This window comes from Scandinavium lactucae (genome assembly GCF_033843265.1).
Taxonomy (GTDB): domain Bacteria; phylum Pseudomonadota; class Gammaproteobacteria; order Enterobacterales; family Enterobacteriaceae; genus Scandinavium; species Scandinavium lactucae.
In genome coordinates this window covers 47,590-73,937 of sequence record NZ_JAWXRD010000033.1, presented here as the reverse complement: position 1 = coordinate 73,937, position 26,348 = coordinate 47,590, and the positions used below count along the sequence as shown (strand labels likewise).

26 protein-coding genes and 1 pseudogene are annotated in these 26,348 nt (G+C 56.4%); 10 read left to right on the top strand and 17 right to left on the bottom strand.

From position 1 onward, the window contains the following. Positions 1-74: 74 nt before the first annotated feature. The 5 genes from ubiB to udp all read right to left on the bottom strand — a co-directional run bounded on the left by ubiB (position 75) and on the right by udp (position 5,521). Positions 75-1,715 carry a ubiquinone biosynthesis regulatory protein kinase UbiB gene (gene ubiB, locus SIK69_RS14725; RefSeq protein ID WP_319629654.1) on the bottom strand — a complete coding sequence of 547 codons (1,641 nt, stop codon included), beginning with the start codon at positions 1,713-1,715 and terminating at the stop codon, positions 75-77. Beyond that, positions 1,712-2,317, bottom strand: a complete 606-nt coding sequence (gene ubiJ / locus SIK69_RS14720) for a ubiquinone biosynthesis protein UbiJ (protein WP_319629655.1) — start codon at positions 2,315-2,317, stop codon at positions 1,712-1,714. The genes ubiB and ubiJ overlap by 4 nt, the downstream gene beginning before the upstream one ends. A gap of 12 nt (positions 2,318-2,329) precedes the next feature. Next, complete coding sequence (ubiE, locus tag SIK69_RS14715) at positions 2,330-3,085, bottom strand: bifunctional demethylmenaquinone methyltransferase/2-methoxy-6-polyprenyl-1,4-benzoquinol methylase UbiE (protein WP_319629656.1); 756 nt, start codon at positions 3,083-3,085, stop codon at positions 2,330-2,332. 66 nt (positions 3,086-3,151) lie between these two features. Next, the gene (rmuC, locus tag SIK69_RS14710; RefSeq protein WP_319786425.1) at positions 3,152-4,603 is read right to left on the bottom strand and encodes a DNA recombination protein RmuC; all 1,452 of its coding nucleotides are present in this window, start codon (positions 4,601-4,603) and stop codon (positions 3,152-3,154) included. Positions 4,604-4,759: 156 nt separating this feature from the next. Then, positions 4,760-5,521 (bottom strand): uridine phosphorylase, encoded by a 762-nt coding sequence (gene udp / locus SIK69_RS14705; protein WP_319629658.1) that lies wholly within the window; start codon positions 5,519-5,521, stop codon positions 4,760-4,762. Between the two features lie 257 nt (positions 5,522-5,778). Between udp and SIK69_RS14700 the strand changes: the two genes are divergently transcribed. Next, on the top strand, positions 5,779-6,588 hold the full coding sequence (locus SIK69_RS14700) for a dienelactone hydrolase family protein (RefSeq protein WP_319786424.1): 810 nt from the start codon (positions 5,779-5,781) through the stop codon (positions 6,586-6,588). A 45-nt stretch (positions 6,589-6,633) separates the two neighbouring features. On the opposite strand, the gene SIK69_RS14695 is transcribed toward SIK69_RS14700, so the two are convergent. Together SIK69_RS14695 and SIK69_RS14690 are read right to left on the bottom strand one after the other, a co-directional pair. Beyond that, positions 6,634-7,089 (bottom strand): hypothetical protein, encoded by a 456-nt coding sequence (locus tag SIK69_RS14695; RefSeq protein WP_319786429.1) that lies wholly within the window; start codon positions 7,087-7,089, stop codon positions 6,634-6,636. 3 nt (positions 7,090-7,092) lie between these two features. Further along, positions 7,093-7,251: pseudogene (locus SIK69_RS14690) on the bottom strand (ash family protein); the annotation flags it as partial. 337 nt (positions 7,252-7,588) lie between these two features. Between SIK69_RS14690 and SIK69_RS14685 the strand changes: the two are divergent. Continuing rightward, a complete protein-coding gene (locus SIK69_RS14685; protein ID WP_319786423.1) occupies positions 7,589-7,849 on the top strand; it encodes a type II toxin-antitoxin system RelE/ParE family toxin in 261 nt (86 codons plus the stop codon). Continuing rightward, positions 7,839-8,117 carry a helix-turn-helix domain-containing protein gene (locus SIK69_RS14680; protein ID WP_319629662.1) on the top strand — a complete coding sequence of 93 codons (279 nt, stop codon included), beginning with the start codon at positions 7,839-7,841 and terminating at the stop codon, positions 8,115-8,117. Before SIK69_RS14685 ends, SIK69_RS14680 begins: the two co-directional genes overlap by 11 nt. A 32-nt stretch (positions 8,118-8,149) precedes the next feature. Here the strand turns inward: SIK69_RS14680 and metE are convergent, their stop codons facing one another. After that, positions 8,150-10,411 (bottom strand): 5-methyltetrahydropteroyltriglutamate--homocysteine S-methyltransferase, encoded by a 2,262-nt coding sequence (gene metE / locus SIK69_RS14675; RefSeq protein ID WP_319786422.1) that lies wholly within the window; start codon positions 10,409-10,411, stop codon positions 8,150-8,152. A 229-nt stretch (positions 10,412-10,640) separates the two neighbouring features. Between metE and metR the strand changes: the two genes are divergently transcribed. Next, positions 10,641-11,594, top strand: a complete 954-nt coding sequence (gene metR / locus SIK69_RS14670; protein WP_319629664.1) for an HTH-type transcriptional regulator MetR — start codon at positions 10,641-10,643, stop codon at positions 11,592-11,594. On the opposite strand, the gene SIK69_RS14665 is transcribed toward metR, so the two are convergent. After that, a complete protein-coding gene (locus SIK69_RS14665; RefSeq protein WP_319786421.1) occupies positions 11,482-12,381 on the bottom strand; it encodes a carboxylate/amino acid/amine transporter in 900 nt (299 codons plus the stop codon). The two genes, metR and SIK69_RS14665, sit on opposite strands and share 113 nt — an antisense overlap. A 192-nt stretch (positions 12,382-12,573) precedes the next feature. Between SIK69_RS14665 and SIK69_RS14660 the strand changes: the two genes are divergently transcribed. Continuing rightward, complete coding sequence (locus tag SIK69_RS14660) at positions 12,574-13,374, top strand: EAL domain-containing protein (RefSeq protein ID WP_319786420.1); 801 nt, start codon at positions 12,574-12,576, stop codon at positions 13,372-13,374. Here the strand turns inward: SIK69_RS14660 and yigL are convergent. Together yigL and pldB are read right to left on the bottom strand one after the other, a co-directional pair. Next, entirely contained in the window at positions 13,361-14,167 is an 807-nt protein-coding gene (gene yigL, locus SIK69_RS14655) for a sugar/pyridoxal phosphate phosphatase YigL (protein WP_319629667.1), read from the bottom strand. The two genes, SIK69_RS14660 and yigL, sit on opposite strands and share 14 nt — an antisense overlap. 40 nt (positions 14,168-14,207) lie before the next feature. Beyond that, positions 14,208-15,200, bottom strand: coding sequence for a lysophospholipase L2 (gene pldB, locus SIK69_RS14650; RefSeq protein ID WP_319629668.1), 993 nt, complete (start codon positions 15,198-15,200; stop codon positions 14,208-14,210). Between the two features lie 110 nt (positions 15,201-15,310). Here pldB and rhtB point away from each other — a divergent pair, with 110 nt between their 5' ends. Further along, the gene (gene rhtB, locus SIK69_RS14645; RefSeq protein ID WP_319629669.1) at positions 15,311-15,931 is read left to right on the top strand and encodes a homoserine/homoserine lactone efflux protein; all 621 of its coding nucleotides are present in this window, start codon (positions 15,311-15,313) and stop codon (positions 15,929-15,931) included. Here the strand turns inward: rhtB and rhtC are convergent, their stop codons facing one another. The 3 genes from rhtC to pldA all read right to left on the bottom strand — a co-directional run bounded on the left by rhtC (position 15,932) and on the right by pldA (position 19,382). Next, positions 15,932-16,552, bottom strand: coding sequence for a threonine export protein RhtC (rhtC, locus tag SIK69_RS14640; RefSeq protein WP_319629670.1), 621 nt, complete (start codon positions 16,550-16,552; stop codon positions 15,932-15,934). 68 nt (positions 16,553-16,620) lie between these two features. Then, positions 16,621-18,453, bottom strand: coding sequence for an ATP-dependent DNA helicase RecQ (gene recQ, locus SIK69_RS14635; RefSeq protein ID WP_319629671.1), 1,833 nt, complete (start codon positions 18,451-18,453; stop codon positions 16,621-16,623). A gap of 59 nt (positions 18,454-18,512) precedes the next feature. Further along, positions 18,513-19,382, bottom strand: a complete 870-nt coding sequence (pldA, locus tag SIK69_RS14630) for a phospholipase A (RefSeq protein WP_319629672.1) — start codon at positions 19,380-19,382, stop codon at positions 18,513-18,515. A gap of 155 nt (positions 19,383-19,537) precedes the next feature. Here pldA and yigI point away from each other — a divergent pair, with 155 nt between their 5' ends. The 4 genes from yigI to SIK69_RS14610 all read left to right on the top strand — a co-directional run bounded on the left by yigI (position 19,538) and on the right by SIK69_RS14610 (position 22,769). Next, positions 19,538-20,005, top strand: a complete 468-nt coding sequence (yigI, locus tag SIK69_RS14625; protein WP_125353410.1) for an acyl-CoA thioesterase YigI — start codon at positions 19,538-19,540, stop codon at positions 20,003-20,005. A gap of 50 nt (positions 20,006-20,055) precedes the next feature. After that, complete coding sequence (rarD, locus tag SIK69_RS14620) at positions 20,056-20,949, top strand: EamA family transporter RarD (protein WP_319629673.1); 894 nt, start codon at positions 20,056-20,058, stop codon at positions 20,947-20,949. Positions 20,950-21,058: 109 nt separating this feature from the next. Beyond that, positions 21,059-22,045 carry a fatty acid desaturase gene (locus SIK69_RS14615; RefSeq protein WP_319786419.1) on the top strand — a complete coding sequence of 329 codons (987 nt, stop codon included), beginning with the start codon at positions 21,059-21,061 and terminating at the stop codon, positions 22,043-22,045. After that, the gene (locus SIK69_RS14610) at positions 22,035-22,769 is read left to right on the top strand and encodes a phosphate/phosphite/phosphonate ABC transporter substrate-binding protein (protein WP_319786418.1); all 735 of its coding nucleotides are present in this window, start codon (positions 22,035-22,037) and stop codon (positions 22,767-22,769) included. Before SIK69_RS14615 ends, SIK69_RS14610 begins: the two co-directional genes overlap by 11 nt. On the opposite strand, the gene corA is transcribed toward SIK69_RS14610, so the two are convergent. The 3 genes from corA to uvrD form a co-directional block, all read right to left on the bottom strand. Next, positions 22,747-23,697, bottom strand: coding sequence for a magnesium/cobalt transporter CorA (corA, locus tag SIK69_RS14605; RefSeq protein ID WP_319629676.1), 951 nt, complete (start codon positions 23,695-23,697; stop codon positions 22,747-22,749). The two genes, SIK69_RS14610 and corA, sit on opposite strands and share 23 nt — an antisense overlap. A 149-nt stretch (positions 23,698-23,846) precedes the next feature. Then, positions 23,847-23,903, bottom strand: coding sequence for a YsgD/CorL family protein (gene ysgD / locus SIK69_RS22950; RefSeq protein ID WP_366509402.1), 57 nt, complete (start codon positions 23,901-23,903; stop codon positions 23,847-23,849). Positions 23,904-24,051: 148 nt separating this feature from the next. Next, on the bottom strand, positions 24,052-26,214 hold the full coding sequence (uvrD, locus tag SIK69_RS14600) for a DNA helicase II (RefSeq protein ID WP_319629677.1): 2,163 nt from the start codon (positions 26,212-26,214) through the stop codon (positions 24,052-24,054). Positions 26,215-26,348: the final 134 nt, after the last annotated feature.

Below are 26,348 nucleotides of genomic sequence, written 5' to 3'. Positions count from 1 at the left end.
ATGTTCCTCTGTGTCAGATGATAATGGATCCACTGACGTGTAGATTACACGCCTTCGTCTGAATGATGCAAAAATCAGCGGCCTTTAAACCAGCCAATCAACCAGGCAACAACCCCTGCCCCCATCAAACCTACCGGGTGCAGCCCCAAATCTGGGCGGGTTATCAATAGCAAGGTTCCACTCAACATCAACACGGCACCCACGCCAAACAGGTAGCGGGATTGCCCTTGTCGGACATGGTTGGTTCCCATCTCGCGAGCGATTTTATCAATGCTTCGCTGAAGACTTTTGCCCTGGCGCAAACTGTCATAAATGAGTTCCGGCATTTCCGGCATTTTTTCGATCCAGAACGGCGCTTTTTCTTTAAACGCCCGAATCAGCGCCGGAATGCCTACCTGATCTTTGAGCCATGACTCGAGGAAAGGTTTCGCTGTCTTCCATAAGTCTAACTGAGGATAGAGCTGGCGGCCTACCCCCTCAACGTAAAGTAATGTTTTCTGAAGTAAAACCAGTTGCGGCTGCACTTCCATATTAAAGCGGCGCGCGGTGTTAAACAGATTCAACAGCACGTGACCAAACGAGATTTCTGCCAGCGGCTTCTCGAAGATGGGCTCGCAGACTGTGCGGATAGCAAATTCAAACTCTTCCACGTTGGTATCGGGCGGCACCCAGCCGGAATCCACATGCAGTTCAGCCACTTTGCGGTAATCGCGGTTAAAGAAAGCGATAAAGTTTTCCGCCAAATAGCGCTTATCTTCCTTGTTCAGCGAGCCCACAATGCCACAGTCGATGCCGATATACTGCGGATCCTCCGGATGCTCGTAGCTGACGAAGATATTGCCCGGATGCATATCTGCATGGAAGAAGCTGTCGCGGAACACCTGCGTGAAGAACACCTGCACGCCGCGCTCGGCCAGCAGTTTCATGTTGGTATTCTGTTTTTCCAGGGTCTCCACATCCGACACCGGAATGCCGTAAATACGCTCCATTACCAGCATGTCTTCGCGACAATAGTCAGAATAGACTTCCGGCACATAGAGCATCGGGCTGTCTTCAAAGTTGCGGCGCAGCTGAATGGCGTTGGCCGCTTCACGCAGCAAATTCAGCTCATCAAGCAGCGTTTTCTCATACTCTTTTACCACTTCCTGCGGACGCAGACGGCGACCGTCGGGCAGCAACCGGGGCACCCAGCGCGCAAGACGGTAAATCAGCTTCATGTCTGCTTTAATGACCGGCAGGATATCCGGGCGAATCACCTTGATGACCACCTCTTTGCCATTCTCTTTCAGACGGGCGGTGTGCACCTGAGCAATAGACGCCGAGGCCAGCGGCTGAATGTCAAACTCATCGAACCAGCTCTCAACGGGAATATCACCCATCGATTTTTCGATTTGACGCTTCGCGAGCTTACCGTCAAAAGGGGCAACGCGGTCTTGCAGCATGGCCAGCTGATCGGCGATTTGAGGGGGGAAAAGGTCACGGCGGGTTGATAGCATCTGGCCAAATTTGATCCAGACCGGGCCGAGTTCCTGCAAGGCAAGGCGCAGGCGATCGCCTAACGGTAAATCTTTGTGGCGGTTGGGCATCCAGAACAACATCCGCCGCCAGAGTCGAAGCGGCAGCGTGATACGCATTTTGGGAATGAGCTCATCAAGCCCGTAACTCAAAAAGGTGCGGATGATAAAATACAGGCGCCGAATTTCTCCTGGCGTCATTTCCCCTCCAGTTTTTCCAGCCGTTTGGTTAAGGCTTCAACGGCGCGCACAACGGCAGCGCTCTCTTCGGCAAACCAGGCCACTTCCAGCGAACCCGGTGCCATGCGCCACTCTTCGGTAATGACTTCTGCCACATAGCGCTGCTGACGTTGCACACCGCGCTGCAGGAAGTTCGCCCCGCCGCGCAGCACTTTACTCACGCCTTCAGCAACGATATCGCCGGTATAGGGGGCCAGCAGTTCGGCAGGATCGAACTCCGCCAGATCCGCCAGCGCGACAAAATTTTGCACCACCTGAAGGCAGCCCTGCACTTCGAGGTCACCCGAACGGATCAGGGACGTCAACTGCTGGCGGTTACGAAGCTGCGGCAACACGCCGATGCGGGTACTGACGGTGCAATCCGCCTCGCCTTCCCACGCGCTCAGGACATCAATCTGCTGCTCGCTGAAAACCAGCACCAACGGGGCCGTGAACTCTTTTAGCTCAACGCGCAGCACCTTGCCCAGCAGACGCTGACGGGCAGGTTTGAGCGCACGTTCGCGCCACAAAAAGGTGTTAAGCACACCTTCAATGCCCGCAGTGACCATAGGTTGAAAAGGCATGGCAAACTCCTGTCAGAACTTATACCCGCGGTGCAACGCGACGATACCGGCCGTCAGGTTGTAGTAATCCACATTGTCGAAACCGGCATCCTGCATCATCGCTTTCAGGGTGTCCTGATCGGGATGCATACGGATGGATTCCGCCAGATAGCGATAGCTTTCGCCGTCTTTCGCCACTAATTCCCCCACACGCGGCAGCACATGGAATGAGTAGGCGTCATAGGCTTTGCTTAATGGATCGAGGATGGGTTTGGAGAACTCCAGCACCAGCAAACGTCCGCCCGGTTTCAGCACGCGATACATAGAACGCAGCGCTTTTTCTTTGTCGGTAACGTTACGCAGGCCAAAGGAAATGGTGATGCAGTCAAACGTGTTGTCCGGGAACGGCAGCGCTTCCGCGTTGGCCTGCACGTATTCCACATTGCCAATCACGCCGATATTGCGCAGCTTTTCGCGGCCCATTTTGAGCATCGATTCGTTGATATCAGCCAGCACGACGCTACCGGTTTCGCCCACCAGACGAGAGAATTTCGCCGTCAGGTCGCCAGTACCGCCTGCTAAATCCAGCACTTTTTGCCCACGGCGGACGCCGCTGCAGTCAATGGTAAAGCGCTTCCACAAGCGATGGATCCCGAACGACATCAGGTCGTTCATAACATCATACTTAGCGGCAACAGAATGGAATACATGCGCCACCATGTCCTCTTTCTGCGATTTGGCTACTGTCTGGAAGCCAAAGTGCGTCGTTTCTTGTGAATCCTCAACCATCTCAATGTCTGCCTATCAAGAAAATGTACCTGGAGTGTAACAGATTGGGCGCATTTCCCCTACGTTTCAACCGTGCCGGGAAACGCGATGCGCCTCAGTTTCAGACGGTTCATCAGAGGCCGACAAGCGTGCCGCATCGTCATTGAATGCGCTGTTGTCGGGGTCAAACGCCTCTTCCTGCGCCGTCGCCTGTTCGGCCAAGTCAGGATTAATTTCACGTTTCACTTCAACGCCTAACCCCCGGAAGGATTCTGCCTGCGCCAGCAGGTTTCCGCGCCCGGAGGCGAGTTTTTTCATGGCCTGACGATAGTTATCCTGAGCTTTATCCAACCCCTGCCCGATCGCCGACATATCATCGACAAACAGCCGCATTTTGTCGTACAGGCGGCTGGCGCGATCGGCAATCTGCTGGGCATTACGGCTCTGATGCTCATAGCGCCAAAGGTTCGCAATGGTGCGCAGCGCCACCAGCAGCGTGGTTGGGCTGACCAGCATGATGTTGTTTCGGAGCGCTTCGGTAATCAGGTCTGGCTGTCGATCAATCGCCAACAGGAACGCAGGCTCCACCGGGATAAACATCAGCACATAGTCCAGCGAGCGCAGGCCCGGTAGCTGCTGATAATCTTTACGGCCCAGCAGACGAATATGGTTGCGTACCGAGGCGATATGTTCCTGCAGCGCGGCTTCACGCACGTAATCTTCTTCTGCATTAAAGAATCGCTCGTAGGCGATAAGCGTCATTTTGGCGTCGATCACCACGTCTTTGCCCTGCGGCAAACGCACGATCACATCAGGCTGCATTCGGGCACGGGTATCGGTTTCGATACTGACCTGAGTCTGGTATTCGTGGCCTTCCCGCAGGCCAGATGCCTCCAGAACGCGCGTCAGGACCACTTCCCCCCAGTTGCCCTGGGTTTTGTTATCGCCCTTCAGCGCTTTGGTCAGGTTGACCGCTTCCTGGGCCATTTGCGCATTAAGCTGCTGAAGATTACGAATTTCATGAGCCAGGGTGTGACGTTCCTGCGCCTCTTTGCCGAAGCTGTCCTGCACCTGGCGACGGAAGCCGTCGAGCTGTTCGCGCAGCGGCGAGAGCAATCCGTGTAGGCTCTGGCGATTCTGTTCATCAACCCGGCGATTACTGTGCTCAAAAATACGATTGGCGAGGTTTTCAAACTGCTCGCTCAGGCGTTGTTCGCTGTTCACCATCTGGCGAATTTTGTCTTCGGCGTGCAATTGGGTCGATTCGAGGCGGGTAGTTACTTCACGCAGATCGGCTTCCAGCGAGGTGTTAATCTCCCGCAGGTTACGCAGTTCGTTATTCAGCAGTTCGCATTCATCGCGCCAGTGGGCATTTTGCGCCAGCTGTTGTTTCGCCGCCGCCAGTTCAATATCGAGATCGTGCCGCTCTTCGATGAAATCAGCCCGAAGCCGGTCGGCATGTGATTTGCTTGCCAGCCAGCCAAATGCGGCCCCGACAATCAGTGCAGCCACTGCGCTGATGATGATTGAAATATCCACGGCTCCCCCTGCTCAACAACTTATCGGCACAATACCGACACAACGTAGAATTGTGAATTGTGCTGTATAAATGTCCAGTTTAAAAGGGTTTTCCTGCGAGGATGCACGCAAAAAAGAAAAGGCCGAACACGTCGGCCTTTTCATAAAGCAGAGGAATTACAGCAGGCGACGTGCCGCTTCGACCACGATTTTCACCGCGTGGCTTTCGGTTTTCTTCATGGTTTCCGCGTTCGGAATTTCTTGCTGAGTGCGGTTAACGATAACGCCCGCAACCATGCCCGCGCGCAGGCCCTGGCTGGAACACATGGTCAGCAGGGTGGCGGATTCCATTTCATAGTTCATCACGCCCATCGACTGCCACTCTTCCATCGAGCCTTTGTAGCGGTTCACCACGCGACCGGAGAAGGTGTCGTAACGTTCCTGGCCTGGGTAGAAGGTGTCGGAAGACGCGGTCACACCGATGTGAGTGGTCGCGCCGACGGATTTTGCCGCTTCAACCAACGCGGTGGTACAGGCGAAATCAGCGACCGCCGGGTATTCCATCGGGGCGAAATGCAGGCTGGCACCGTCCAGACGTACGGAGGCGGTGGTGACCAGCACGTCGCCGACGTTAATGTTCGGCTGGATAGCACCGGTGGTGCCCACGCGCAGGAAAGTACGGATGCCCAGCTGGGCCAGCTCTTCTACTGCAATCGAGGTGGACGGACCGCCGATACCGGTGGAACACACGATAACCGCTTTACCGTCCAGCTCTGCACGCCAGGAGGTGAATTCACGATGCGATGCCAGCTTAACCGGCTTGTCCATCAGCGCGGCGATCTTTTCCACACGCTCCGGATCGCCCGGGACGATAGCGAGCGTTGCCCCTTGTAAATCGTTCTTGGTGAGGCCGAGATGAAAAACATCAGACTTAGACATATAAAAACTCCTCTCTGGGTCGAGTTGTCAGCAGAAGCAAAAACGTACTCTACCGAAGCTTTGGACACATTTTCGTGACAATCATCACTATGAGTGAAAATGTTTGCATTAGTTTTCTTATAAAAAGTGATTCACATCACATTAACAAGCGGTAATGATAACCACTGCACATAAGATAGCCGTTTTCTGGCACTGTGAATTGTTAACCTGCGGACTATATTTATCACTGCGCTAAATCGATGGGTACGGAGAAGACCATGACAGATAAACAACCCGGCTTTGCACCGGCTGCAGCACCTCACGCCTCAACCCTTATCGTGACCCCGGAAGACGCGATCGTTTCTGGGGAAACGTCAATCCCGTCGCAGGGTGAAAACATGCCTGCGTTTCATGCCCGGCCAAAAAATACCGACGGCCCGTTGCCGGTGGTGATTGTGGTGCAGGAAATTTTCGGCGTGCACGAGCACATCTGCGACGTCTGCCGTCGTCTGGCGGGTGAAGGCTATCTGGCAATTGCGCCGGAGCTCTATTTCCGTCAGGGCGATCCGAATGACTATGCTGACATCCCGACGCTGTTCAGCGGCCTGGTGTCGAAAGTGCCTGATGCTCAGGTGCTGGCAGATCTCGACCACGTTGCCAGTTGGGCCTCGCGCAACGGCGGCGACGCCAATCGCCTGCTGATCACCGGTTTTTGCTGGGGCGGCCGCATAGCGTGGCTGTACGCGGCGCATAATCCACAGCTGAAAGCGGCGGTGGCGTGGTACGGCAAACTGGTGGGTGAAAAATCGCTGAATTCACCGAAGCATCCGGTTGATATCGCGATCGATTTGACCGCGCCAGTGCTCGGCCTGTACGGCGGCCAGGATACGGGCATTACGCTGGAGAGCGTGGAGACCATGCGTCAGGCGCTGCGGGCGGCAAACGCCAAAGCAGATATTGTTGTTTACCCGGAAGCCGGACACGCGTTTAACGCCGACTATCGTCCGAGCTACCACGAAGAGTCGGCCAAAGACGGCTGGCAAAGAATGCTGGCGTGGTTTGCGCAGTACGGCGGGAAGAAAGGCTAAACAGAGCCTTGATTGCCCGGCAACTGCCGGGCAAAAACTCACTATTTAGGCTTTTTCGAACCGCGGGGATTTGAGTTCATCCACCAGAAAATACACCACATCGTGCAGTAAACCCGCCAGATCCTGACCGTTTTTCGCCAGAAGCGTGCCGCCACTTAATGTCAGGGTTAATGCCTGGGCATAATCCAGCAGCAGATCGGTGTCCTGCCAGCTCTCCGGCAAGGTGGATAACGGGACCGTTTCCACCGTCAGTTGGCTGACCACCCAGTCTGGCATGGCGTCCACGCAACGCTGACGCAGTACTGTCAGCGCGTGTGATAAGCGCCCGCATAGCGCCAGTCGGTAGTATTTGTCCCCACACTCCACCATTACGCTGACCAGGGTGCCGCAAAAGTCCGCAGCGGTAAAAAGGTCAGCAGACCCCGACAGGGGAATATCAAGTGCTTCCTGGATTTCTTGTAGATCGTCTTCAGAGAGGGTTTGGCTTGATGCTGTAGTCATTTGGCAATTCCTTGTGTTTTTTAAGGAGTCACCGCTGGAGTTCCTACGCTCACAGGTGGTGACGCTGACGGGGGTAGGAATACCGGACACAAGTGAAACCGGCCAACCTTTCGGTTGCCCCGCCAACGCCACCAGAGAGTTTACTGAGATGTACGCTGACATAACACAGAAAAATCTGTGCCCACTTATGATTTATACAGGTTCCTACGCCCGGTTGCGGGATTGACCGCAACACCATCACCTTACGAATACCCGGGTTATAAAGAGAGCGGTTTATCGCGTTGCAGCCGAGTTGCTTTCCGTTTTGCGAGCACGTTTCAGCTTTCAAAATAAACCGACTCTAACCCCATGCTTATCATTGCGGTTCTGCTTTTGAAGTCACAAAATTAGCATTGCAAAAATTAGGCTATAGGCTAATATTCGCCTAGGGAAGGCAACCATGTTCACTCTCTATTTTCATGATAAAGCCGAAACGGAACTGATCGCTTTACCCGTATAGATGAAAGCCAAAGTCATTAAGCTCCTTGCGAAACTCGAAGCAAATCCGTTACTGCTGAGGGAGCCTGATACGAAACCTTTAGGCGGCGGCCTCTTTGAATTTCGAACCGAGGGCTGTGATATTGCGCGCGGACTATGGGTTTATCAGTCACAAAAACGAATTTTTGTATTGCGGATCTTCATTAAAAAAACGCCTAAAACACCACCGGGCGAGACTGAATTGGCGATCCGCAGACTGGAGGAAATGCTGAATGAAATATAAAACCCTGTCTCAGGTACACGAAGAGGCGATGAAGGACCCCGCCTATCGTGAAGCTTGGGATGCCGAAGAAGAGCTTGAGCGGTTGCAGCAGACATTAAAGAGCTGGCGAATTGAGGCGGGTTTAACTTCGGCACAAGTGGCAGAAAGAATGGGCATCAAACCGCCTACCGTGTCGCAAATGGAAAATAATGCCACCCGGATGACCTACGAGACCCTGCTCCGTTACGCCCATGCCTGTGGCGTCAGTTTCAAACTACAGCAGATTTAGCGAATGCCGGGCCTTTGCCCGGCATTGTTACCTTACGCCTGACGCAGGTTCTGCGCCGCTTTCACCATATTCGCGAGTGCAGCACGGGTTTCCGGCCAGCCGCGGGTTTTCAGGCCGCAGTCCGGGTTGACCCACAGACGCTCAGCCGGAATACGCTGGGCGGCTTTTTGCAGCAGGGCTTCAATCCATTCCACGCTTGGCACGTTCGGGGAGTGAATGTCATACACGCCCGGGCCGATTTCGTTCGGGTATTCGAACTCCTCAAACGACTCCAGCAGCTCCATGTCGGAACGTGAGGTCTCGATGGTGATCACGTCTGCATCCAGCGCGGCAATAGAATCCATGATGTCGTTGAACTCGCAGTAACACATGTGGGTGTGGATCTGCGTTTCGTCTTTCGCCACTGCGGCGTTAATGCGGAAGGCTTCCACGCCCCACGCCAGATAGGCTTCCCAGTCGCGTCTACGCAACGGCAGACCTTCACGCAGCGCCGGTTCATCAATCTGGATGATGCCAATGCCCGCCGCTTCCAGGTCCGCCACTTCGTCACGCAGCGCCAGCGCAATCTGCTTGGCGATGGTTTCACGGGTCACGTCTTCACGCGGGAATGACCAGCAAAGAATGGTCACCGGGCCAGTCAGCATCCCTTTCACCGGTTTGTCGGTCAGCGACTGGGCATACTTCGCCCACTCCACGGTGATCGCTTCCGGGCGGCTAATGTCACCAATCACCACTGGCGGCTTCACGCAGCGGGAACCGTAGCTCTGCACCCAGCCGTTCTGGGTGAAGACGAACCCATCCAGATGCTCACCGAAATATTCCACCATGTCGTTACGCTCAGCTTCACCGTGGACCAGCACGTCCAGGCCCAGGCGTTCCTGCTCAACGATCGCCTGTTTGATATGTTCCGCGATGCCGGTGCGGTAGTGGGTCGCATCCAGCGCGCCTTTTTTGAAGTCGAGGCGCAGGCCGCGGATCTCGGTGGTCTGCGGGAAGGAACCGATGGTGGTGGTCGGCCAGGCAGGCAGGTTGAAGCGTGCGCGCTGGGCTTCAGCACGTTCGGCATACGGGCGGTTACGCTGGCTGTCCTGGGCGGTAATCGCCGCCAGACGTTTTTCGACGGCCGCATTATGGACGCGGGAAGAGTGACGACGGGCCTGAATTGGCGCACTCCATTCGGTGATGGCCGCGGTGTCACCGCTGTTCAGAGCATCACGCAGTAGCGCCAGCTCCTGGCATTTTTGCAGGGCAAAGGCGAACCAGCTTTTCACTTCCGCATCGAGGCGTGTTTCCACGCTCAGGTCGATCGGACTGTGCAGCAGGGAGCAGGAAGAGGCCACCCACAGCGCACGTTTGCCGACGATCTCTTTGATCTGCGCATATTTCTCGGTCAGATCGGCACGCCAGACGTTACGACCATTGATCAGACCCGCAGACAGCAGCCAGTCGGCAGGCAGACGCTGGTGCAGTTCCGCCACCTCATCTTTACCGTGTACCAGATCGACGTGCAGACCCTGTACCGGCAGCGCGGTGATGATGTCGAGGTTCGGGGTAACGCCTTCGAAATAGGTGGTCAGCAGCAGCTTAACCTGGCCTTGCAGCGCCTCATAGGCAGGCTGGAAAGCGTCGCGCCACGGGCGCGGCAGCTCGAGGACCAGAATGGGTTCGTCGATTTGTACCCACTCGACGCCACGTTTTGCCAGCTCTGCCAGCACCTGCTGGTACACCGGCAGAATGTCGTTCAGCAAGCTGAGGCGGTCAAACTGCTCACCTTTCACTTTACCCAGCCACAGATAAGTTACCGGCCCGAGCAGGACAGGTTTCACGTTGTGGCCCAGGGCCAGCGCTTCATCGACCTCATCCAACAACTGGGTCCAGGTCAGTTTGAATTCCTGACCTTGGGTGAATTCCGGCACCATATAGTGATAGTTGGTGTTAAACCATTTGGTCATTTCTGCCGCTGCCGCCGGTTCGCCGGTTGGCGCACGGCCACGACCAATGCGGAACAGCGTGTCGATATCGACTGAGCCGTCTTTGTTCTGATGACGAGCCGGCACGTTGCCCAGCAGCAGGCTGGTGGTCAGAACATGGTCGTACCAGGCGAAATCGCCCACCGGCAGGAGATCCACGCCAGCGTCCTGCTGCTGCTGCCAGTGGCGAGCGCGCAGTTCACGACCGGTCGCCAGCAGGTCTTCACGGCTGCTGTTGCCCGCCCAGTAACTCTCTTGTGCTTTTTTCAGTTCGCGGCGTAGACCAACGCGAGGGAATCCAAGGGTGTGGTTCTTGATTGTCATGGCCGATCCTCTTTTATTAATTCTATGGATTTCAGGTCAGAGCAAGGCGGCAAGTGAGCTCATCCCCAGGAGCTTACTCAAGTAAGTGACTGGGTTGTGCGAGGGCAGCCAACGCCGCTATGGCCTGAAAGACGACGAATTTGGACGTCTGGATGTTTACACATCCATAATTGACGGGTACTGTATAATCCTCAAGCGCAAAATATTCATGCCGAAGTGAAGGACTTTCATGATCGAGATTAAACACCTGAAAACGCTGCAGGCGTTGCGGAACAGCGGGTCGCTCGCAGCGGCAGCGGCAATGCTGCACCAGACGCAGTCTGCGCTTTCTCACCAGTTCAGCGATCTGGAGCAGCGTCTTGGCTTCCGTCTGTTTGTGCGCAAGAGCCAGCCGCTGCGCTTTACCCCGCAGGGCGAAATCCTCTTACAGCTGGCAAGCCAGGTGCTGCCGCAGATTAGCCGCGCATTGCAGGCCTGCAACGAGCCGCAGCAAACCCGGCTTCGCATCGCTATCGAATGCCATAGCTGTATTCAGTGGCTGACCCCGGCGCTGGAGAATTTCCGCGCGGGCTGGCCGCAGGTGGAGATGGACTTTAAATCCGGCGTGACTTTTGACCCCCAGCCCGCGTTACAGCAGGACGAGCTGGACATCGTCCTGACCTCCGACATTCTGCCGCGCAGCGGTCTGCACTATTCGCCGATGTTCGATTATGAAGTGCGTCTGGTGATGGCCCCGGAGCATCCGCTGGCGGCGAAAGCGCGCATTACGCCGGAAGATATCGCCAGCGAATCGTTGCTGATTTACCCGGTGCAGCGCCAACGGCTGGATATCTGGCGGCATTTCCTGCAACCGGCAGGCGTCAGCCCGTCGCTGAAAAGCGTGGATAATACCCTGCTGTTGATTCAGATGGTGGCGGCGAAGATGGGCATTGCCGCCCTTCCGCATTGGGTGGTGGAGAGTTTTGAACGCCAGGGTCTGGTGGTCACCAAAACCCTGGGGGATGGCCTGTGGAGCCGACTGTACGCCGCGGTGCGCGATGGCGAGCAACGTCAGCCGGTGACGGAAGCGTTTATTCGTTCAGCGCGGAATCACGCCTGCGATCATCTACCGTTTGTGCGGAGCGCGGAGCGACCCAATGGCGATGGACCCATAGCGAAGCCACAATCACCAACGCACCTATAATAAAGCTCGGCCAGTGCGGCTGCTGTTGCCAGATAGCCAGGTTCACCAGCAGCCCGGCGGGCACATGCATGTTATTCATGATCCCCAGCGTACCGGCATCCACCTGGGTGGCACCGTAGTTCCACATGAAGTAGCCCAGGCCCGAGGCCACCACGCCCAGCCACACCAAAATGCCCCACTGCAACGTCGTTGTCGGCAGCTTATTCGGATTACCGAGCAGGAACCACGCCACCACCGCGACCACAAACGCCCCCATATAAAACCATGCGAAGGCGTTATGCTGCGGCATCGGGTGGATTTCCATTAAGCGCTTATACCCCACCATACCGAGCGCAAAGCTGATATTGGACAGCTGCACCAGCAGCAGCCCAGTCCAGAAGTGCGGGCTGACGTGGTCGTAACGAATGATCGCCGCGCCCACCACCGCCAGCATTGCGCTCAGTAGATATCCCCAGCGCAGCCGACGCTGACTCATCAGGTCATAAATCAGGGTGATATACAGCGGCGTCAGCACCGTGAACAGCAGGAATTCGGAGACCGTCAGGTACAGATACGCCCGAAACGCCAGCAGATACATGATGCCCAGCTGCATCGCGCCCACCAGCATGTACATCAGCGGAACTTTCACAGACTGCGCCCGCGCCCGCAGGAACGGCAGGAAAACCAACGCCGCGAGGCCCACGCGCATTAGCACGGAAAAATAGCTGTCGACGCTTCCGGCCAGGTATTCGCCGATCAGGCTAAAGGAAAACGCCCACAGAACGGTGGTGATAATCAATAACGCCACGATGAAACTCTCTCAGGAAAGGTTGCGGGCATTGTAGCGGAGTATTGGGTTGACAACTGGACAAATAAAGAACAGTCGCATTGTGCGCCAGCGTTTTCCGACCGCTATTTAGGCCATTACTGATAGTTAAATAATCTGAATACGGGAATACTGATTCGCATCCCCATCAGGTATTTTTTCAGGATGGATCCTGTGACCGACGATACGTTTATTCCCGCTTTTCTTCACCAGTTGAACGCCTCCCGGGCGCGGCTGAAGCACGCGATTCACACCCGGCAGCTGGAAATGTGGTATCAGCCGATCGTGTGGCTGGCAAACGGGACGGTGGCCGGAGCCGAAGCGCTGATCCGCTGGCCTCAGCCGGATGGCAAGCTGCTCTCGCCAGACAGTTTTATCCCCTTCGCCCGCGAAACCCAGCTATTGAGCAGCATGACGATGTGGGTGGTCGAGCAGGTTTTTCACGATCTCGGTGCCTGGCTGTGCCAACACCCCGGACAGTACGTGTCGATTAACGTCGAACCTGACGATTTTCAGTCCGAGGTTTTACTGACTCATCTGGCGCAGCTGTGCCGCCATGCTGGTGTTCGCCCGCAGCAAATCAGCCTCGAAATGACCGAGAGCAGCCGGATCGATCCTCAGGCCATCGCCCCGATGGTTGAACGCTATCGCCAGGCAGGACACGCCATTTATCTGGACGATTTTGGCACCGGCTACGCCAACCTGAATTATCTTCAGGCGCTGACCTTCGATATGCTCAAAATTGATAAAACGCTGATCGACCCGCTGCCGGGCAAAAGTCTGCTGCCGCAGATTATCACCCTGGCACAATCACTGTCGCTGGAGCCGCTGGCGGAAGGGGTGGAAACGCAGGCGCAGGCCGCGTGGCTGGCCTCACATGGGGTGAAATACGCACAGGGGTGGTTATACAGTAAAGCCCTGCCAAGCAGGGCTTTTATTGACTGGTGTGATGCGCGCTGCGTTATGGCTGATTGAGGTAAAGTCGGCGCAGATAGTGCGGAACGGCGTCGTCAGTGTTGCTGCCGATCACTTCCAGTTCAGGATGCAAATCTTTCAGGCGCTGATGCGCGTTTTCCATAATGCAGCCTTTGCCCGCCATAGAGAGCATTTCGGCGTCGTTCATGCCGTCGCCAAAGGCGATGCAGTCTGCCAGGCCGTAACCCATCATCTTCGCGACCGCTTCCAGGGCATGGCCTTTCGACACGCCGCCCGCCATCACTTCCAGACAGGTCAGGGTCGAGAAACTCACGTTTACCCTGTCGCCCCAACGCGCGTTGATCGCCTGTTCTAACGGCAGCAGTGCTTCGTGGTCTGGAGAGGTGAAGAACACTTTGCTGACGCCTTCCGGCTCAAGCAGACCCGGCTCATACAGCGCATAGTTGAAAATCGCTTCCTTGAAGAAACGCATCTCTTCCGGGCGATGGCGGTTCATGAACCACTCGTCGTTGCGATAAACGTTGGTGACGATATCGGCGTTGTTATGCATCACGCCGAACAGGTCAGATGCAATATCGGTATCGAGGTTATGCGCAAACACCAGGTTGCCGTCGGTGTCGTGCACCCGCGCGCCGTTGGAGGTGATCATGAAGGCCTTGATGCCCAGACCATCGCGGATTTGCCCCACGTCGATATGGTGGCGACCCGTGGCAAACACGAAGTTCACCCCTTTCCCGGTCAGCAGGGTCAGCGTTTCTTTGGTGTAGGGGGAGAGACGATGGTCGGGATTGAGCAGCGTACCATCTAAATCAGACGCAACAACCTGGTACATAAACGGATTAAACCTCTGGTAAGTTCGGCATGGTGCCGGATTAATCATGTCGGTTAAAAAACGCGACGATGTTATGGAGCGCGACTGAGCGCATATCGTCCTTTTCGAAAAGGATCTCATGGAAAGCGCCCTGAATAACCAGCGGACGGCCGCCTTCACAAGGCTTGCCCGCCGCAGCGCGGCGTTCACAATACCGGTCGTGCATACGGTTATCCACGACCCGTTCTTCTTCGGCCTGAATCAGCAGCGTCGGGGTGTCATCATTCGCCACGCCTGCCAGAATCTGTTCCCCGGCCAACACCCCTTCCCGCACCCAATGATAGGTTGGCCCCCCGACGCGAATATAGGGATTGTCGGCATAAAAGCCCAGGTTTCGCCGATAGCGTTCCCGGCTGTGGGTCAGGATATTGAGACTGAACGGCAGCGCGTGCCAGCGCCCGGTGCCCATGGCGTAACTTTCTCTGATCCGCTGATGGCCCTCAGCGAAATCGAGAATGTGCCGCACCATCCAGTCGGGCAGCCGCATGATGATACCGAACATTGGCGCACAAAGCGCCATCGCATCGCATTGATTCGGATGATGCTGTAAAAACAGCGTGGCGATAGCCCCGCCCATCGAGTGGCCGAGAATGTAGCGTTTGCGCCACGGGCCCGGGGCGACTTCCTGCTGCCAGAAGGCGGTCAGGTCATCGACGTAATCACTGAAGTTGTCCACGTGCCCACGATGGCTATCGTCGAGCATCCGCCCGGAGAAGCCCTGGCCACGGTGATCGATAATTAACACGTCGAAACCGCTGTAGAACAGGTCATACGCCAGCTCCGCGTACTTCACGTAGCTTTCAATGCGACCCGGACAGACCACAATCACCCGATCGTGTTTTTTGGCGCGAAAGCGGACAAAGCGTACCGGAACATTATCCACGCCTCTGAATTCTGCTTCTTCGCGCTGTCGCCAGAAATTACTTAACGGCCCTAACGTGAATGCGGCAAACGCGTTTTCTCTTGTTTCCCAGTCCATTTTCTGCCGAAACATCGGCTTTTCACTCCTGCTATCCGCGGAAGACAGTATTTTGAAATGCACGCCTTACAATGCCCGCGCAATAGGATATTGTGGCATAAAAATAAGCTAGCAGGGAGTTTCTCATGACCTTTGAGTGGTGGTTCGCGTATCTGCTGACGTCCATTATTCTCAGCCTCTCCCCCGGTTCCGGGGCCATCAACACCATGACCACCGCCATTAACCACGGCTATCGCGGGGCGGCGGCGTCGATTGCCGGGCTGCAAACCGGGCTGGGGATCCATATCGTGCTGGTGGGTGTGGGGTTAGGAACGCTGTTTTCCCGCTCGTTGCTGGCGTTTGAAGTCCTGAAATGGGCAGGTGCAGCGTATCTTATCTGGCTTGGCATTCAGCAATGGCGCGCCGCAGGGGCTATCGACCTGAACGCGGTAGCGAAAACCCAGACGCGCGGACATCTGTTCAAACGCGCGGTGTTCGTCAACCTGACCAATCCGAAGAGCATCGTTTTCCTCGCGGCACTGTTTCCGCAGTTTATCGTGCCGCATCAGCCGCAGGTGATGCAGTATGCGGTGCTCGGCGTGACCACCATCGTGGTGGATATCATTGTGATGATTGGCTATGCGACGCTGGCGACGAGGATTGCGGGCTGGATCAAAGGGCCTCGACAGATGAAGGCCCTGAATAAGATTTTTGGCTCGCTGTTTATGCTGGTTGGCGCGCTGCTTGCGTCAGCGCGTCATGCATGATTAACGGGAGATGATCAGGTGGATGCCGAATCCGGCAAACAGGGTGCCCGCCACGCCATCGATCCATTTCGCCATGCGCTGGTAGCCCCGGCGCATGGTCGGGAGAGCAAACAGGCTCGCCACTACGGTAAACCAGGCGAAGGTTTCCACGGCGATCATCACAAATAATCCCCAGCGCTCGGCGCTGCCGACGCTATCCCCGACGAACAGCGAAAACACGCTGCCGAAGTATATAATGGCTTTCGGGTTCGACAGGTTGGTGAGCAGACCTTTCAGGAAACTACGGCCACCGTGTGCCAGCTCAACGGCCGGAAGCTCCTCCGTTGGTGCATCCTTTTTCAACGCGCCACGCAGCATTTGATAGCCCATCCAGCACAGATACAACCCGCCGCCGACCATAATGACGCTGTGCAGCCATGCCATTTTTTCGAGGATCAGATTCAGACCGAGTAACGCCACCCCAGACCACACCATGACGCCACCGGTGATCCCCAACACGCCCATCATGGCTTCTTTGCGGGAACGGCTAACGGCAGTTTGCGATACGAAAAAGAAGTCGGGGCCGGGCGTCACCAGGGCAACGATATGCAGGAGCGCGACGGTCAGAAAGAGCATCAACATAAGAAAGTCACTCGCGGGATTATCAGTCGGGGAACCACTATCCTGCCACGTTCGGGCAGGACTGGCTACTACTCATCTTCGCCGTCAACATGGCTGCGGATCAGTGCCATGAACTCACGGCCAAACCGCTCCAGCTTGCGAGTGCCGACGCCGTTTACGCCCAACATGTCACCTGGGGTGAGCGGCATCTGTTCGGCCATTTCAATCAACGTGGCATCGTTAAACACCACGTAAGGCGGGATATTTTCTTCATCGGCGATGACTTTACGCAGCTTGCGCAGTTTGGCAAACAGCTTGCGGTCGTAGTTACCGCCGTAGGATTTCTGCGCCACGCGCGGTTTAAGCGCCAGTACGCGCGGCACCGCGAGCTGCAACGGCACTTCGCCACGCAGCACCGGACGCGCCGGATCGGTCATCTGCAACGCCGAATGTTGGGCGATATTCTGCGTCACCAGCCCGAGGTGAATCAGCTGACGGATCACGCTCACCCAGTGTTCGTGGGTTTTATCGCGGCCCATGCCGTATACCTTGAGCTTATCGTGGCCCAGCTCGCGGATCCGCTGGTTGTTAGCCCCGCGGATCACCTCCACCACATAGCCCATCCCGAAACGCTGATTCACCCGGCCAATGGCCGACAGCGCAATCTGCGCATCCTGTAGGCCGTCGTACTGTTTCGGCGGGTCAAGGCACACGTCGCAGTTACCGCACGGCTCCTGACGTCCTTCGCCAAAGTAATTCAGCAGCACCAGACGGCGGCAGGTTTGCGCTTCGGCAAAGGCGTTCATCGCGTTGAGTTTATGACGCTCGATGTCCTGCAACTGCCCGGCGGGCTTCTCTTCCAGGCATTTGCGCAGCCACGCCATGTCGGCCGGATCGTAAAACAGCATCGCTTCCGCAGGCAGGCCATCGCGCCCGGCGCGGCCGGTTTCCTGATAGTAGGATTCGATATTGCGCGGAATGTCGAAATGCACCACGAAGCGCACGTTCGGCTTGTTGATACCCATCCCGAAGGCCACAGTAGCGACCACAATTTGCAGGTCGTCGCGCTGGAAGCGCTCTTGCACGTCGGCCCGGACGCTATTTTCCAGCCCGGCGTGATAGGCCCCGGCGCTGATCCCTTTGCTTTGCAGACGCGCGGCGGTGTCTTCCACTTTGGCGCGGCTGTTGCAGTAAATAATGCCGGACTTGCCGCGCTGATCCTGCACATAGCGCATCAGTTGATCGAGCGGCTTGAACTTTTCCATCAGCATGTAGCGGATGTTAGGCCGGTCAAAGCTGCTTATCTGGATAAACGGATCGTTGAGGCCCAGCAGACGCACAATGTCGCTGCGGGTGGTGTCATCGGCGGTGGCCGTCAGGGCAATAAACGGGACGGTAGGCAGCCGCTGGCGCAGTTGTCCAAGCGCGGCATATTCCGGGCGGAAGTCGTGTCCCCACTGGGAAATACAGTGTGCTTCATCCACCGCCACCATCGACAGCGGCCACTGGCTGATTTGATCGATGAAGTTATCCATCATCAACCGTTCGGGCGCGATATACAGCAGGCGGAGGGTGCCGCTCCGGCAGCCCGCTAATACTTCCTGCTGCTGTTCCCGGCTCTGGGCAGAGTTCAGACAACCCGCCGCCACGCCGTTGGCGAGCAGCTGATCAACCTGGTCTTTCATCAGTGAAATCAGCGGTGAGACCACGACCGTCAGGCCCTCGAGTACCAGCGCGGGAACCTGATAACACAGGGATTTTCCGCCGCCGGTCGGCATCACTACCAAACAGTCGCGCCCTTCGAGCACGGTGTCGATAATGGTTTCCTGACCCGGGCGGAACTGCTGGTAGCCAAAGGTTTCCTGTAAAACCTGCCTTGCCAGCGACACCTGATTTATCACTTCCGCCTGCGCCACACTCACCCCGATTCTGAAATAAAAACAGGCGCTATTTTCAGCGCCTGAGAGCAAGAGTGCAACGTTTAAAACAGATCGTTGAGCATTACGCCGACACCGACACGCGTCTGGTTGAAGTTGTAATCGATCAGCGACTCGCCGTAACCGCTGTACACCTGGGTGTAGAGGCGCACGTGTCTGGTGACCGGATAGCTCAGGCCGAGTTCCGCGCCGCCATAACCGGTATTCCAGTTATACTGGCCTTTGGCGCTCAGAATCGCCTCACCCAGCTGGTAGCCAATTTTGAGCTGGTAGTAACCCATATATTTGGTGATGTCCGGGTTATCGTCCGTGGAACCAATCACATACCACGGCTTCACTTCCACCAGCCAGTTGCCGTTTTGCGCCATCAGGCGGGTGTAAAGACGGTTCCAGCTGCGGGATGTCGGGTCGGAACGACCGTTGGAGTCATGGTTATAGCCAAGCTCGACGTCGCGCAGCGTCCAGCCCGCAAACTCATAATCGGTGGCAAAGCCGAGGAATACCTGTGGCTCGTAGTTGGTTTCGCGGAACGGGGCCGACTCTTCGGTGTTTGATAGCTGCCACCAGGATTTCTGGGTATACGACGCACCCAGCACCGAGTTATTGCCCAAAATGCCACGCCACAGCGGGAAGGCTAAACTCAGCTGGAATTTCACCTCATCCTTACGCGCATTATCCGACCAGTTATAGCTCTTAATGGCTTCTTTGTTCATGTCACTGGTGGCGGTGTAAATAACGTAATTGCTCTCATACGGGTAAAGCGTGAACGGATTGTCGTGTTCCTGCAGCATGTTAGCAATGATGCTGCCACGCACGGCAGGCGTATCATGGACATCTTTAATCGTCGCTTCCTGCGCGAATACGGAAAGCGGCAGCCCTGCTACTGCCAGTAACCAACCCAGCCTGGTTCGCATTGCGAAATTCTCCTGAAGAAATTTATTTTTAAATTCTGAATCGGAGGTCATTTTACATACTTATCCACTTCTTGCGCGGTTATCGTTTCCGAAAGTAGAAATCAACAAATCATAGGCATAAAATCAACAATTCATTAACCAATGGAACAGGTGCTATGTCAGCAGAATTGACCGCCGAAGCCGCGCTAAAGCTGGTTGGCGATATCTTTGTGTATCACATGCCGTTTAACCGCGCGCTGGGTCTGGAACTGGAACGTTACGAAAAATCCTTTGCCCAACTGAGTTTTAACAACCAGCCGATGATGGTCGGCAACTGGGCGCAAAGTATTCTTCACGGCGGGGTGATCGCCTCGGCGCTGGACGTTGCCGCAGGCCTGGTGTGCGTCGGCAGCACCCTTACCCGGCACGACACCATTAACGAAGATGAATTACGCCAGCGTTTATCGCGGATGGGCACCATTGATTTGCGCGTAGACTACCTGCGGCCGGGACGTGGTAACCGCTTCACCGCCACCAGCAGCCTGCTACGCGCAGGCAATAAAGTCGCAGTGGCGCGTGTGGAATTGCACAACGAAGAGCAGGTATATATCGCCAGTGCAACCGCCACTTATATGGTGGGTTGAAACGGTAAAATCGGGTAACATCCCTTTACTTATCAGTAACGGATTTTCCCATGGATGCTAAACAAACGCGGCAAGGCGTGTTTCTCGCTCTTGCCGCTTATTTTATTTGGGGTGTGGCACCGGCGTACTTCAAGGTTATCCACTACGTTCCCGCCGATGAAATTCTGACTCACCGCATCATCTGGTCGTTCTTCTTTATGGTGGCGCTGATTACCGTCAGCCGTCAGTGGGACGGTATCAAGCGACTGTGTCAGACGCCGAAGAAGATTTTCCTGCTGGCGTTGTCGGCGGTGCTGATTGGCGGCAACTGGCTGCTGTTTATCTGGGCGGTGAATAACCAGCACATGCTGGAAGCGAGCCTCGGCTACTTTATTAACCCACTGGTGAATATCGTGCTGGGGATGCTCTTCCTCGGCGAGCGATTCCGCAGAATGCAGTGGGTAGCGGTATTCCTCGCAGCCTGTGGCGTGCTGGTGCAACTCTGGACCTTTGGATCACTGCCGATTATCGCCCTTGGACTGGCGTTCAGCTTTGCGTTCTATGGCCTGGTGCGCAAGAAAATTGCCGTCGATGCGCAGACCGGGATGTTGGTTGAAACCCTGTGGCTGCTGCCCGTGGCGGCGATTTATCTGTTCGGCATTGCCGACAGCGCCACCAGCCATATGGGGCAAAACCCGTGGTCGCTGAACCTGCTGCTGATGGCCGCTGGCGTAGTCACCACTATTCCGCTGCTGTGCTTCACCGGGGCAGCGACCAAACTGCGTCTGTCGACCCTGGGCTTCTTCCAGTACATTGGCCCGACACTGATGTTTATCCTCGCCGTCGCGTTTTATGGTGAAACACCGGGCGCGGACAAAATGGTCACCTTCGCCTTTATTTGGGTGGCGCTGGCAGTATTTGTTTTCGATGCGCTGTACACCCTGCGTCGTACGCCAAAACGCTGACACCTCAAGCTTTGCCGGAAAGCGGCAAAGCTCATCCAGTTAAATTCTTTGTTATTTCAACCGGCTTCTCACATCTTCAGCGGATAACCCCTTGAGATGTGAAAGCCGGATGTTGATACCTGATCCCGCCCGACGTTCTGCCTGGCTGCACGATGAGCAGCGCAGCGCGGTGCGCCTGCTCGCCAGAAGCTGGCTATGGCGCAGTGAACTCCCCACCTGGCTGTTGATGTTCACTCTCTACGGCGGCTGGTTTGCCACCCTGGCGTTCAACGCTGAGCTGGGGCTTTTCGCCTCAACGGCGCTGCTGATCCTGTTCACCACCTGGTATTTATCGCTCCAGCACGAGCTTATTCATGGACACCCGACGCGCTGGCCACGGGTTAATCAGCTATTCGGCCTGCTGCCGCTGGCGGTGTGGTATCCCTACGGCCTGTACCGTGATTCGCATCTGGCGCATCACCGCAATCAGCTCCTGACCATGCCCGGAGAAGATCCTGAAACCTACTACTTTTCCGCCGAGCGCTGGCAGCGGTTTAGCGCCTGGCAGCAGCGGGCCATTCATCTGCGAAATACGTTTATGGGTCGCCTGCTGTTAGCCCCGGCGCTGGATATTGCTGGCGTGCTTGAGGGGATGGTGACGTCGTTTCGCCGCAGAGAACCTCGAGCGATGGCGATGTGGCTGGTGCATTTCATCCTGCTAGGGCTGGTGTTCGCCTGGCTACAGCACAATGCCTTTTCCCCAGTGTGGTATCTGCTGGCGGTGAGTTATCCGGCGCTGGCGATCACCAAAATCCGTTCATTCCTTGAACATCGGGCCGCCGACGATCCGCTGGCTCGCTCCGCCATCACCGAAACCTCACTGCCGTGGCGGCTGCTGTTCCTCAATCTGAACTATCATTCGGTACATCACGACCTGCCGGGCGTGCCGTGGTACGGCCTGCGCAAAGTCTGGCTGCGGGATAAAGAGCGATACGCCCAGCGCAATCAAGGGTTTGTGGTGAAAGGTTATCGGGAATGGTGGCGCAACTACCGTTTTCGTCCGGTGGATGTGACCGTGCATCCAGGACGTTCAGAGGACTCACAGCATGGCCGTTAATTTCGCGTTTCCGATGTATGACGTTCATCCGGCGGGCACTGATGCGCTGGCGGCGGCGATACAGCGTCGTTTTCCTGACGCCCGGTTTCAGCGCCCAACGGATCTGCTCGCGCACTGGCAACGTGACGATTTGCTGCTGAGCCAGACCTGCGGCTACCCGCTGGTGACGCTACTGCCCGAGGTGCAGGTGGTGGGCTGTTTCCACTACACCGCGCCAGGCTGCGAAGGCATCAACTATCGCAGCCAGCTGGTCGTCCGTCAGGTCGAGGCGGGCAAAACAGTGCGCGATTTTCGTGGGCAGGTCGCGGCCTGCAATTCGAAAGATTCGCAGTCGGGCTATCACGCCCTGCGCAATAGCGTCAGACACGACGATGCCTTTTTCCGTTCGATTGTGTGGACCGGCAGCCATCGCCAGTCGCTGAGGGCGTTGCAACGCGGCGCGGCGGATATTGCCGCCATCGACTGCGTAAGCCTGGCGCTGTTGGCGCGTTATGAACCGCAGGCGCTAACGGGCCTCACCGTGATAGGTGAAACGGCGTTAACGCCGGGCCTGCCGCTGATCGCCTCGCGCCACATCTCGGCGCAGACGCTGAACGCATTGCGCGAAGCATTAACGGAGATTGCCCATGAGGCAGAGATTGCAGAGCCGTTGCTGATCGGCGGCTTCAGTCCGGCCAGCCGCCGTGATTATGACGTGATACTTAAAGCCAGTTCTTACGCTTGAAGTAGAGGTACGGCGCGAGCCCGGCGAGGATCATGAAGATAATCGCCCCCGGATAACCGAAGCTCCAGTGCAGCTCAGGCATGAACTCAAAGTTCATCCCATAGCTCGAGGCCACCAACGTCGGCGGCAGGAACACCACCGATACCACCGAGAAGATCTTGATAATGCGGTTCTGCTCGATGTTGATAAAGCCCATCGCCGCCTGCATCAGGAAGTTTACCTTCTGGAACAGGGATTCGTTGTGCGGCAGCAGGGATTCGATATCTCGGAGGATCTCCCGCGCTTGCTCAAGCTGAACTGCGGGCAACCGTGCCTTGCGCACCAGGAAGTTCAGCGCGCGCTGGGTATCCATCAGACACAAACGGACCTTCCAGCCGATATCTTCCAGTTCCGCCAGGGTTGACAGCGCTTCGTCATATTCGTCGCCCTGATGACCTTCCATGATCACGCGGCTCAGCTTTTCCAGATCGCTGTAGATGTTTTCAATTTCATCCGCCAGCTGTTCGATTTTGGTTTCGAACAGATCGAGCAACAGCTCAAACGCGTTGCCGTCGACCAGCTCCTGGTTACGGGCACGCATACGATACAGGCGGAACGCAGGCAGTTCGCGCTCGCGCAGGGTGAACAAACGCCCTTCGCGGATGGTGAACGCTACGGTGGAGTTCCCCGCGTGATCGTCGGCATCTTCGAAGAAGAAGAAGGAGTGGATGTGCAGGCCGTCTTCGTCTTCGAAGAAACGGGCTGACGCCTCGATGTCTTCCAGTTCTGGTCGTGTGGCCAGGTTCTGGCCCAGTTCTGTCTGTACGCGGTGACGTTCTTCATCGTCTGGCTCAACCAAATCTACCCAGACTGAACTGGCCAGATGCTTGATATCATCAGACTCGAGTCGCGTTAAGCGATTGTTTTCTAGTTGAAATGCGCTCAGCATGACCGGGACTCCCAATGCAAAAAATTATCGGACAGTACGGTGGGCACACAGAAACATCGGGGGTTTCAGACCATTAAGCCTGACTCAGAGCGACGGGAATAGCGCATGTCGCTGACAACCTCTAAGGCCATCAGCGTCGGGTGATAGCCTTAGGAGTTGTTCCTGGATTGCAGGAAGTTGAGCCAGCATCTACTGGGTGTGTCCAAGGTATCAGTCCTCTTAGCGTATTCGTGCGCGCATGTTACGCCAGCCTAAATGAAGCGTCAACAAACAGCGAAGCGCCAGAGAGCTTTTCACCCTCTCTGGCCTATAAGACTAGCAGAACGTTAAGAAAATATGATGTATTTCTTAATGTTACACGTTTTCGAGGCGTGCATAGGCGGCCACCAGCCATTTGATCCCTTGCCCCTGGAATGCCACCTGCAACCGGCTGTGTTCACCGCTGCCTTCCAGATTAACGATGGTCCCTTCACCAAATTTCGGGTGACGCACGCGCTGGCCGAGCTTATAGCCGGTGTCGTTCTCCGCCATTGGCGTGCCCATCCGTTGATGGCTGACCGGGCGGCTCACGGTGGCGCGCAGACGCACTTCTTCCACGCAGGCTTCCGGCAGCTCACCGACGAAGCGGGACGGACGATGATAGACTTCTTTGCCGTACAAACGGCGCGTTTCGGCGTAGGTCAGGGTCAGCTTTTGCATCGCGCGGGTGACGCCGACGTAGGCCAGTCGACGTTCTTCTTCCAGTCGACCGCCCTCATCGAGCGACATCTGGCTCGGGAACATGCCCTCTTCCATGCCGACGATAAACACCTGCGGAAACTCCAGGCCTTTCGCCGAGTGCAGGGTCATCAGCTGGACTGCATCCTGCCAGGTATCCGCCTGCCCTTCACCTGCTTCCAGCGCAGCATGGGAGAGGAATGCCTGCAGCGGCATTAAATCTTCTTCTTCGTCGTTGTAGCTGAACTGGCGCGTCGCCGTCACCAGTTCCTCTAAGTTTTCGATACGCGTCTGGCCCTTCTCGCCTTTCTCCTGCTCATACATCATGAACAGACCGGAATCTTTAATGACCCGGTCGGTCTGGACGTGCAGCGGCATGTCCGCCGTTTCCTGCGCCAGGGCGTCGATGAGTTCCATAAAGCGTTGTAAGGCGCTGGCAGCGCGCCCGGCCAGCGCTTTGTCTTTCAGCAGTTCACGGCAGGCTTGCCACAGCGTCAGTTGACGGTCGCGGGAAGCCTGGCGCACCACGTCGAGGGTACGGTCACCAATGCCACGCGTCGGGGTGTTCACCACGCGTTCAAACGCCGCATCGTCGTTGCGGTTGGCAATCAGGCGCAGATAGGAGAGCGCGTCTTTAATTTCCTGACGTTCGAAGAAGCGCATCCCGCCATAAATACGGTACGGCATACTGACCTGCAACAACGCCTCTTCCAGCACACGCGACTGGGCGTTGCTGCGATAGAGAATGGCGCACTGCTCAAGCTGCCCGCCGTTGTCCTGCCAGGTTTTGATCCGGTTAACCACAAAGCGCGCTTCGTCCAGCTCGTTGAAAGCGCAGTACAGGGAGATCGGTTCGCCGTCGACCCCGTCGGTCCACAGCTTTTTACCCAGTCGCCCGTTGTTGTTTTCAATCAGGGCGTTGGCGGCGCTCAGGATATTGTTCGTCGAGCGGTAGTTCTGCTCCAGACGGATGGTTTCGGCTCCGGGGAAATCGTTCAGGAAGCGCTGGATGTTTTCCACCTGCGCCCCGCGCCAGCCGTAAATCGACTGGTCATCATCGCCAACGATCATCACCTTGCCGCTGTCGCCCGCCAGCAGACGGATCCACGCGTACTGAATGTTGTTGGTATCCTGGAATTCGTCGACCAGGATATTGGTAAAACGCTCGCGATAGTGCTGGAGAATGTGCGGCTTGTTGAGCCATAGCTCGTGGGCACGCAGCAGCAGCTCGGCGAAATCCACCAGCCCCGCGCGGTCGCAGGCTTCCTGATAGGCCTGATACACCTTCTGCCAGGTCTGCTCCACCGGGTTGCCGTAGCTTTGAATATGATGCGGGCGTATCCCTTCATCTTTCTGGCCGTTGATGTACCACATTGCCTGCCGCGCCGGCCATTGCTTGTCGTCGAGGTTCATCGCCTTGATCAAGCGCTTGAGCAGACGCAGCTGATCTTCGCTGTCGAGGATTTGGAAATCCTGCGGCAGATTGGCGTCCAGATGGTGGGCACGCAGCAAACGGTGTGCCAGCCCGTGGAAAGTACCGACCCACATTCCGCCCTGGGTGGTGCCCATCAGTTGGCCGATACGGTGGCGCATTTCCGCCGCCGCTTTGTTGGTAAATGTCACCGCCATGATGGAATAGGGCGAGCAGTGTTCCACGCTAATCAGCCACGCGATACGGTGCACCAGCACACGCGTCTTACCGCTTCCCGCTCCCGCCAGCACCAGCATGTTGGTACGCGATGCCGCCACGGCTTCACGCTGTTTGTCATTGAGGCTGTCGAGCAGGTAAGAAACGTCCATTGGCACCGCCGGATAGAAATTGAGAAAACGTCGAAACGCCCGGTGGCGCTTCGCTTGCCGGGCCTACACGATCGTAGGGCGGATAAGCATCGCGCACCCGCCAAAACCCTGGAATTTTATACAGAGTTACGGTG

What these genes read in the sequence shown, in the direction of transcription:
- ubiB (WP_319629654.1), bottom strand. Translation starts at nt 1,715, where the DNA reads ATGACGCCAGGAGAAATTCGGCGCCTGTATTTTATCATCCGCACCTTT.
- ubiJ (WP_319629655.1), bottom strand. Translation starts at nt 2,317, where the DNA reads ATGCCTTTTCAACCTATGGTCACTGCGGGCATTGAAGGTGTGCTTAAC.
- ubiE (WP_319629656.1), bottom strand. Translation starts at nt 3,085, where the DNA reads ATGGTTGAGGATTCACAAGAAACGACGCACTTTGGCTTCCAGACAGTA.
- udp (WP_319629658.1), bottom strand. Translation starts at nt 5,521, where the DNA reads ATGTCTAAGTCTGATGTTTTTCATCTCGGCCTCACCAAGAACGATTTA.
- SIK69_RS14700 (WP_319786424.1), top strand. Translation starts at nt 5,779, where the DNA reads ATGACAGATAAACAACCCGGCTTTGCACCGGCTGCAGCACCTCACGCC.
- SIK69_RS14695 (WP_319786429.1), bottom strand. Translation starts at nt 7,089, where the DNA reads ATGACTACAGCATCAAGCCAAACCCTCTCTGAAGACGATCTACAAGAA.
- SIK69_RS14685 (WP_319786423.1), top strand. Translation starts at nt 7,589, where the DNA reads ATGAAAGCCAAAGTCATTAAGCTCCTTGCGAAACTCGAAGCAAATCCG.
- SIK69_RS14680 (WP_319629662.1), top strand. Translation starts at nt 7,839, where the DNA reads ATGAAATATAAAACCCTGTCTCAGGTACACGAAGAGGCGATGAAGGAC.
- metE (WP_319786422.1), bottom strand. Translation starts at nt 10,411, where the DNA reads ATGACAATCAAGAACCACACCCTTGGATTCCCTCGCGTTGGTCTACGC.
- metR (WP_319629664.1), top strand. Translation starts at nt 10,641, where the DNA reads ATGATCGAGATTAAACACCTGAAAACGCTGCAGGCGTTGCGGAACAGC.
- yigL (WP_319629667.1), bottom strand. Translation starts at nt 14,167, where the DNA reads ATGTACCAGGTTGTTGCGTCTGATTTAGATGGTACGCTGCTCAATCCC.
- pldB (WP_319629668.1), bottom strand. Translation starts at nt 15,200, where the DNA reads ATGTTTCGGCAGAAAATGGACTGGGAAACAAGAGAAAACGCGTTTGCC.
- rhtB (WP_319629669.1), top strand. Translation starts at nt 15,311, where the DNA reads ATGACCTTTGAGTGGTGGTTCGCGTATCTGCTGACGTCCATTATTCTC.
- rhtC (WP_319629670.1), bottom strand. Translation starts at nt 16,552, where the DNA reads ATGTTGATGCTCTTTCTGACCGTCGCGCTCCTGCATATCGTTGCCCTG.
- pldA (WP_319629672.1), bottom strand. Translation starts at nt 19,382, where the DNA reads ATGCGAACCAGGCTGGGTTGGTTACTGGCAGTAGCAGGGCTGCCGCTT.
- yigI (WP_125353410.1), top strand. Translation starts at nt 19,538, where the DNA reads ATGTCAGCAGAATTGACCGCCGAAGCCGCGCTAAAGCTGGTTGGCGAT.
- rarD (WP_319629673.1), top strand. Translation starts at nt 20,056, where the DNA reads ATGGATGCTAAACAAACGCGGCAAGGCGTGTTTCTCGCTCTTGCCGCT.
- SIK69_RS14615 (WP_319786419.1), top strand. Translation starts at nt 21,059, where the DNA reads ATGTTGATACCTGATCCCGCCCGACGTTCTGCCTGGCTGCACGATGAG.
- SIK69_RS14610 (WP_319786418.1), top strand. Translation starts at nt 22,035, where the DNA reads ATGGCCGTTAATTTCGCGTTTCCGATGTATGACGTTCATCCGGCGGGC.
- corA (WP_319629676.1), bottom strand. Translation starts at nt 23,697, where the DNA reads ATGCTGAGCGCATTTCAACTAGAAAACAATCGCTTAACGCGACTCGAG.
- uvrD (WP_319629677.1), bottom strand. Translation starts at nt 26,214, where the DNA reads ATGGACGTTTCTTACCTGCTCGACAGCCTCAATGACAAACAGCGTGAA.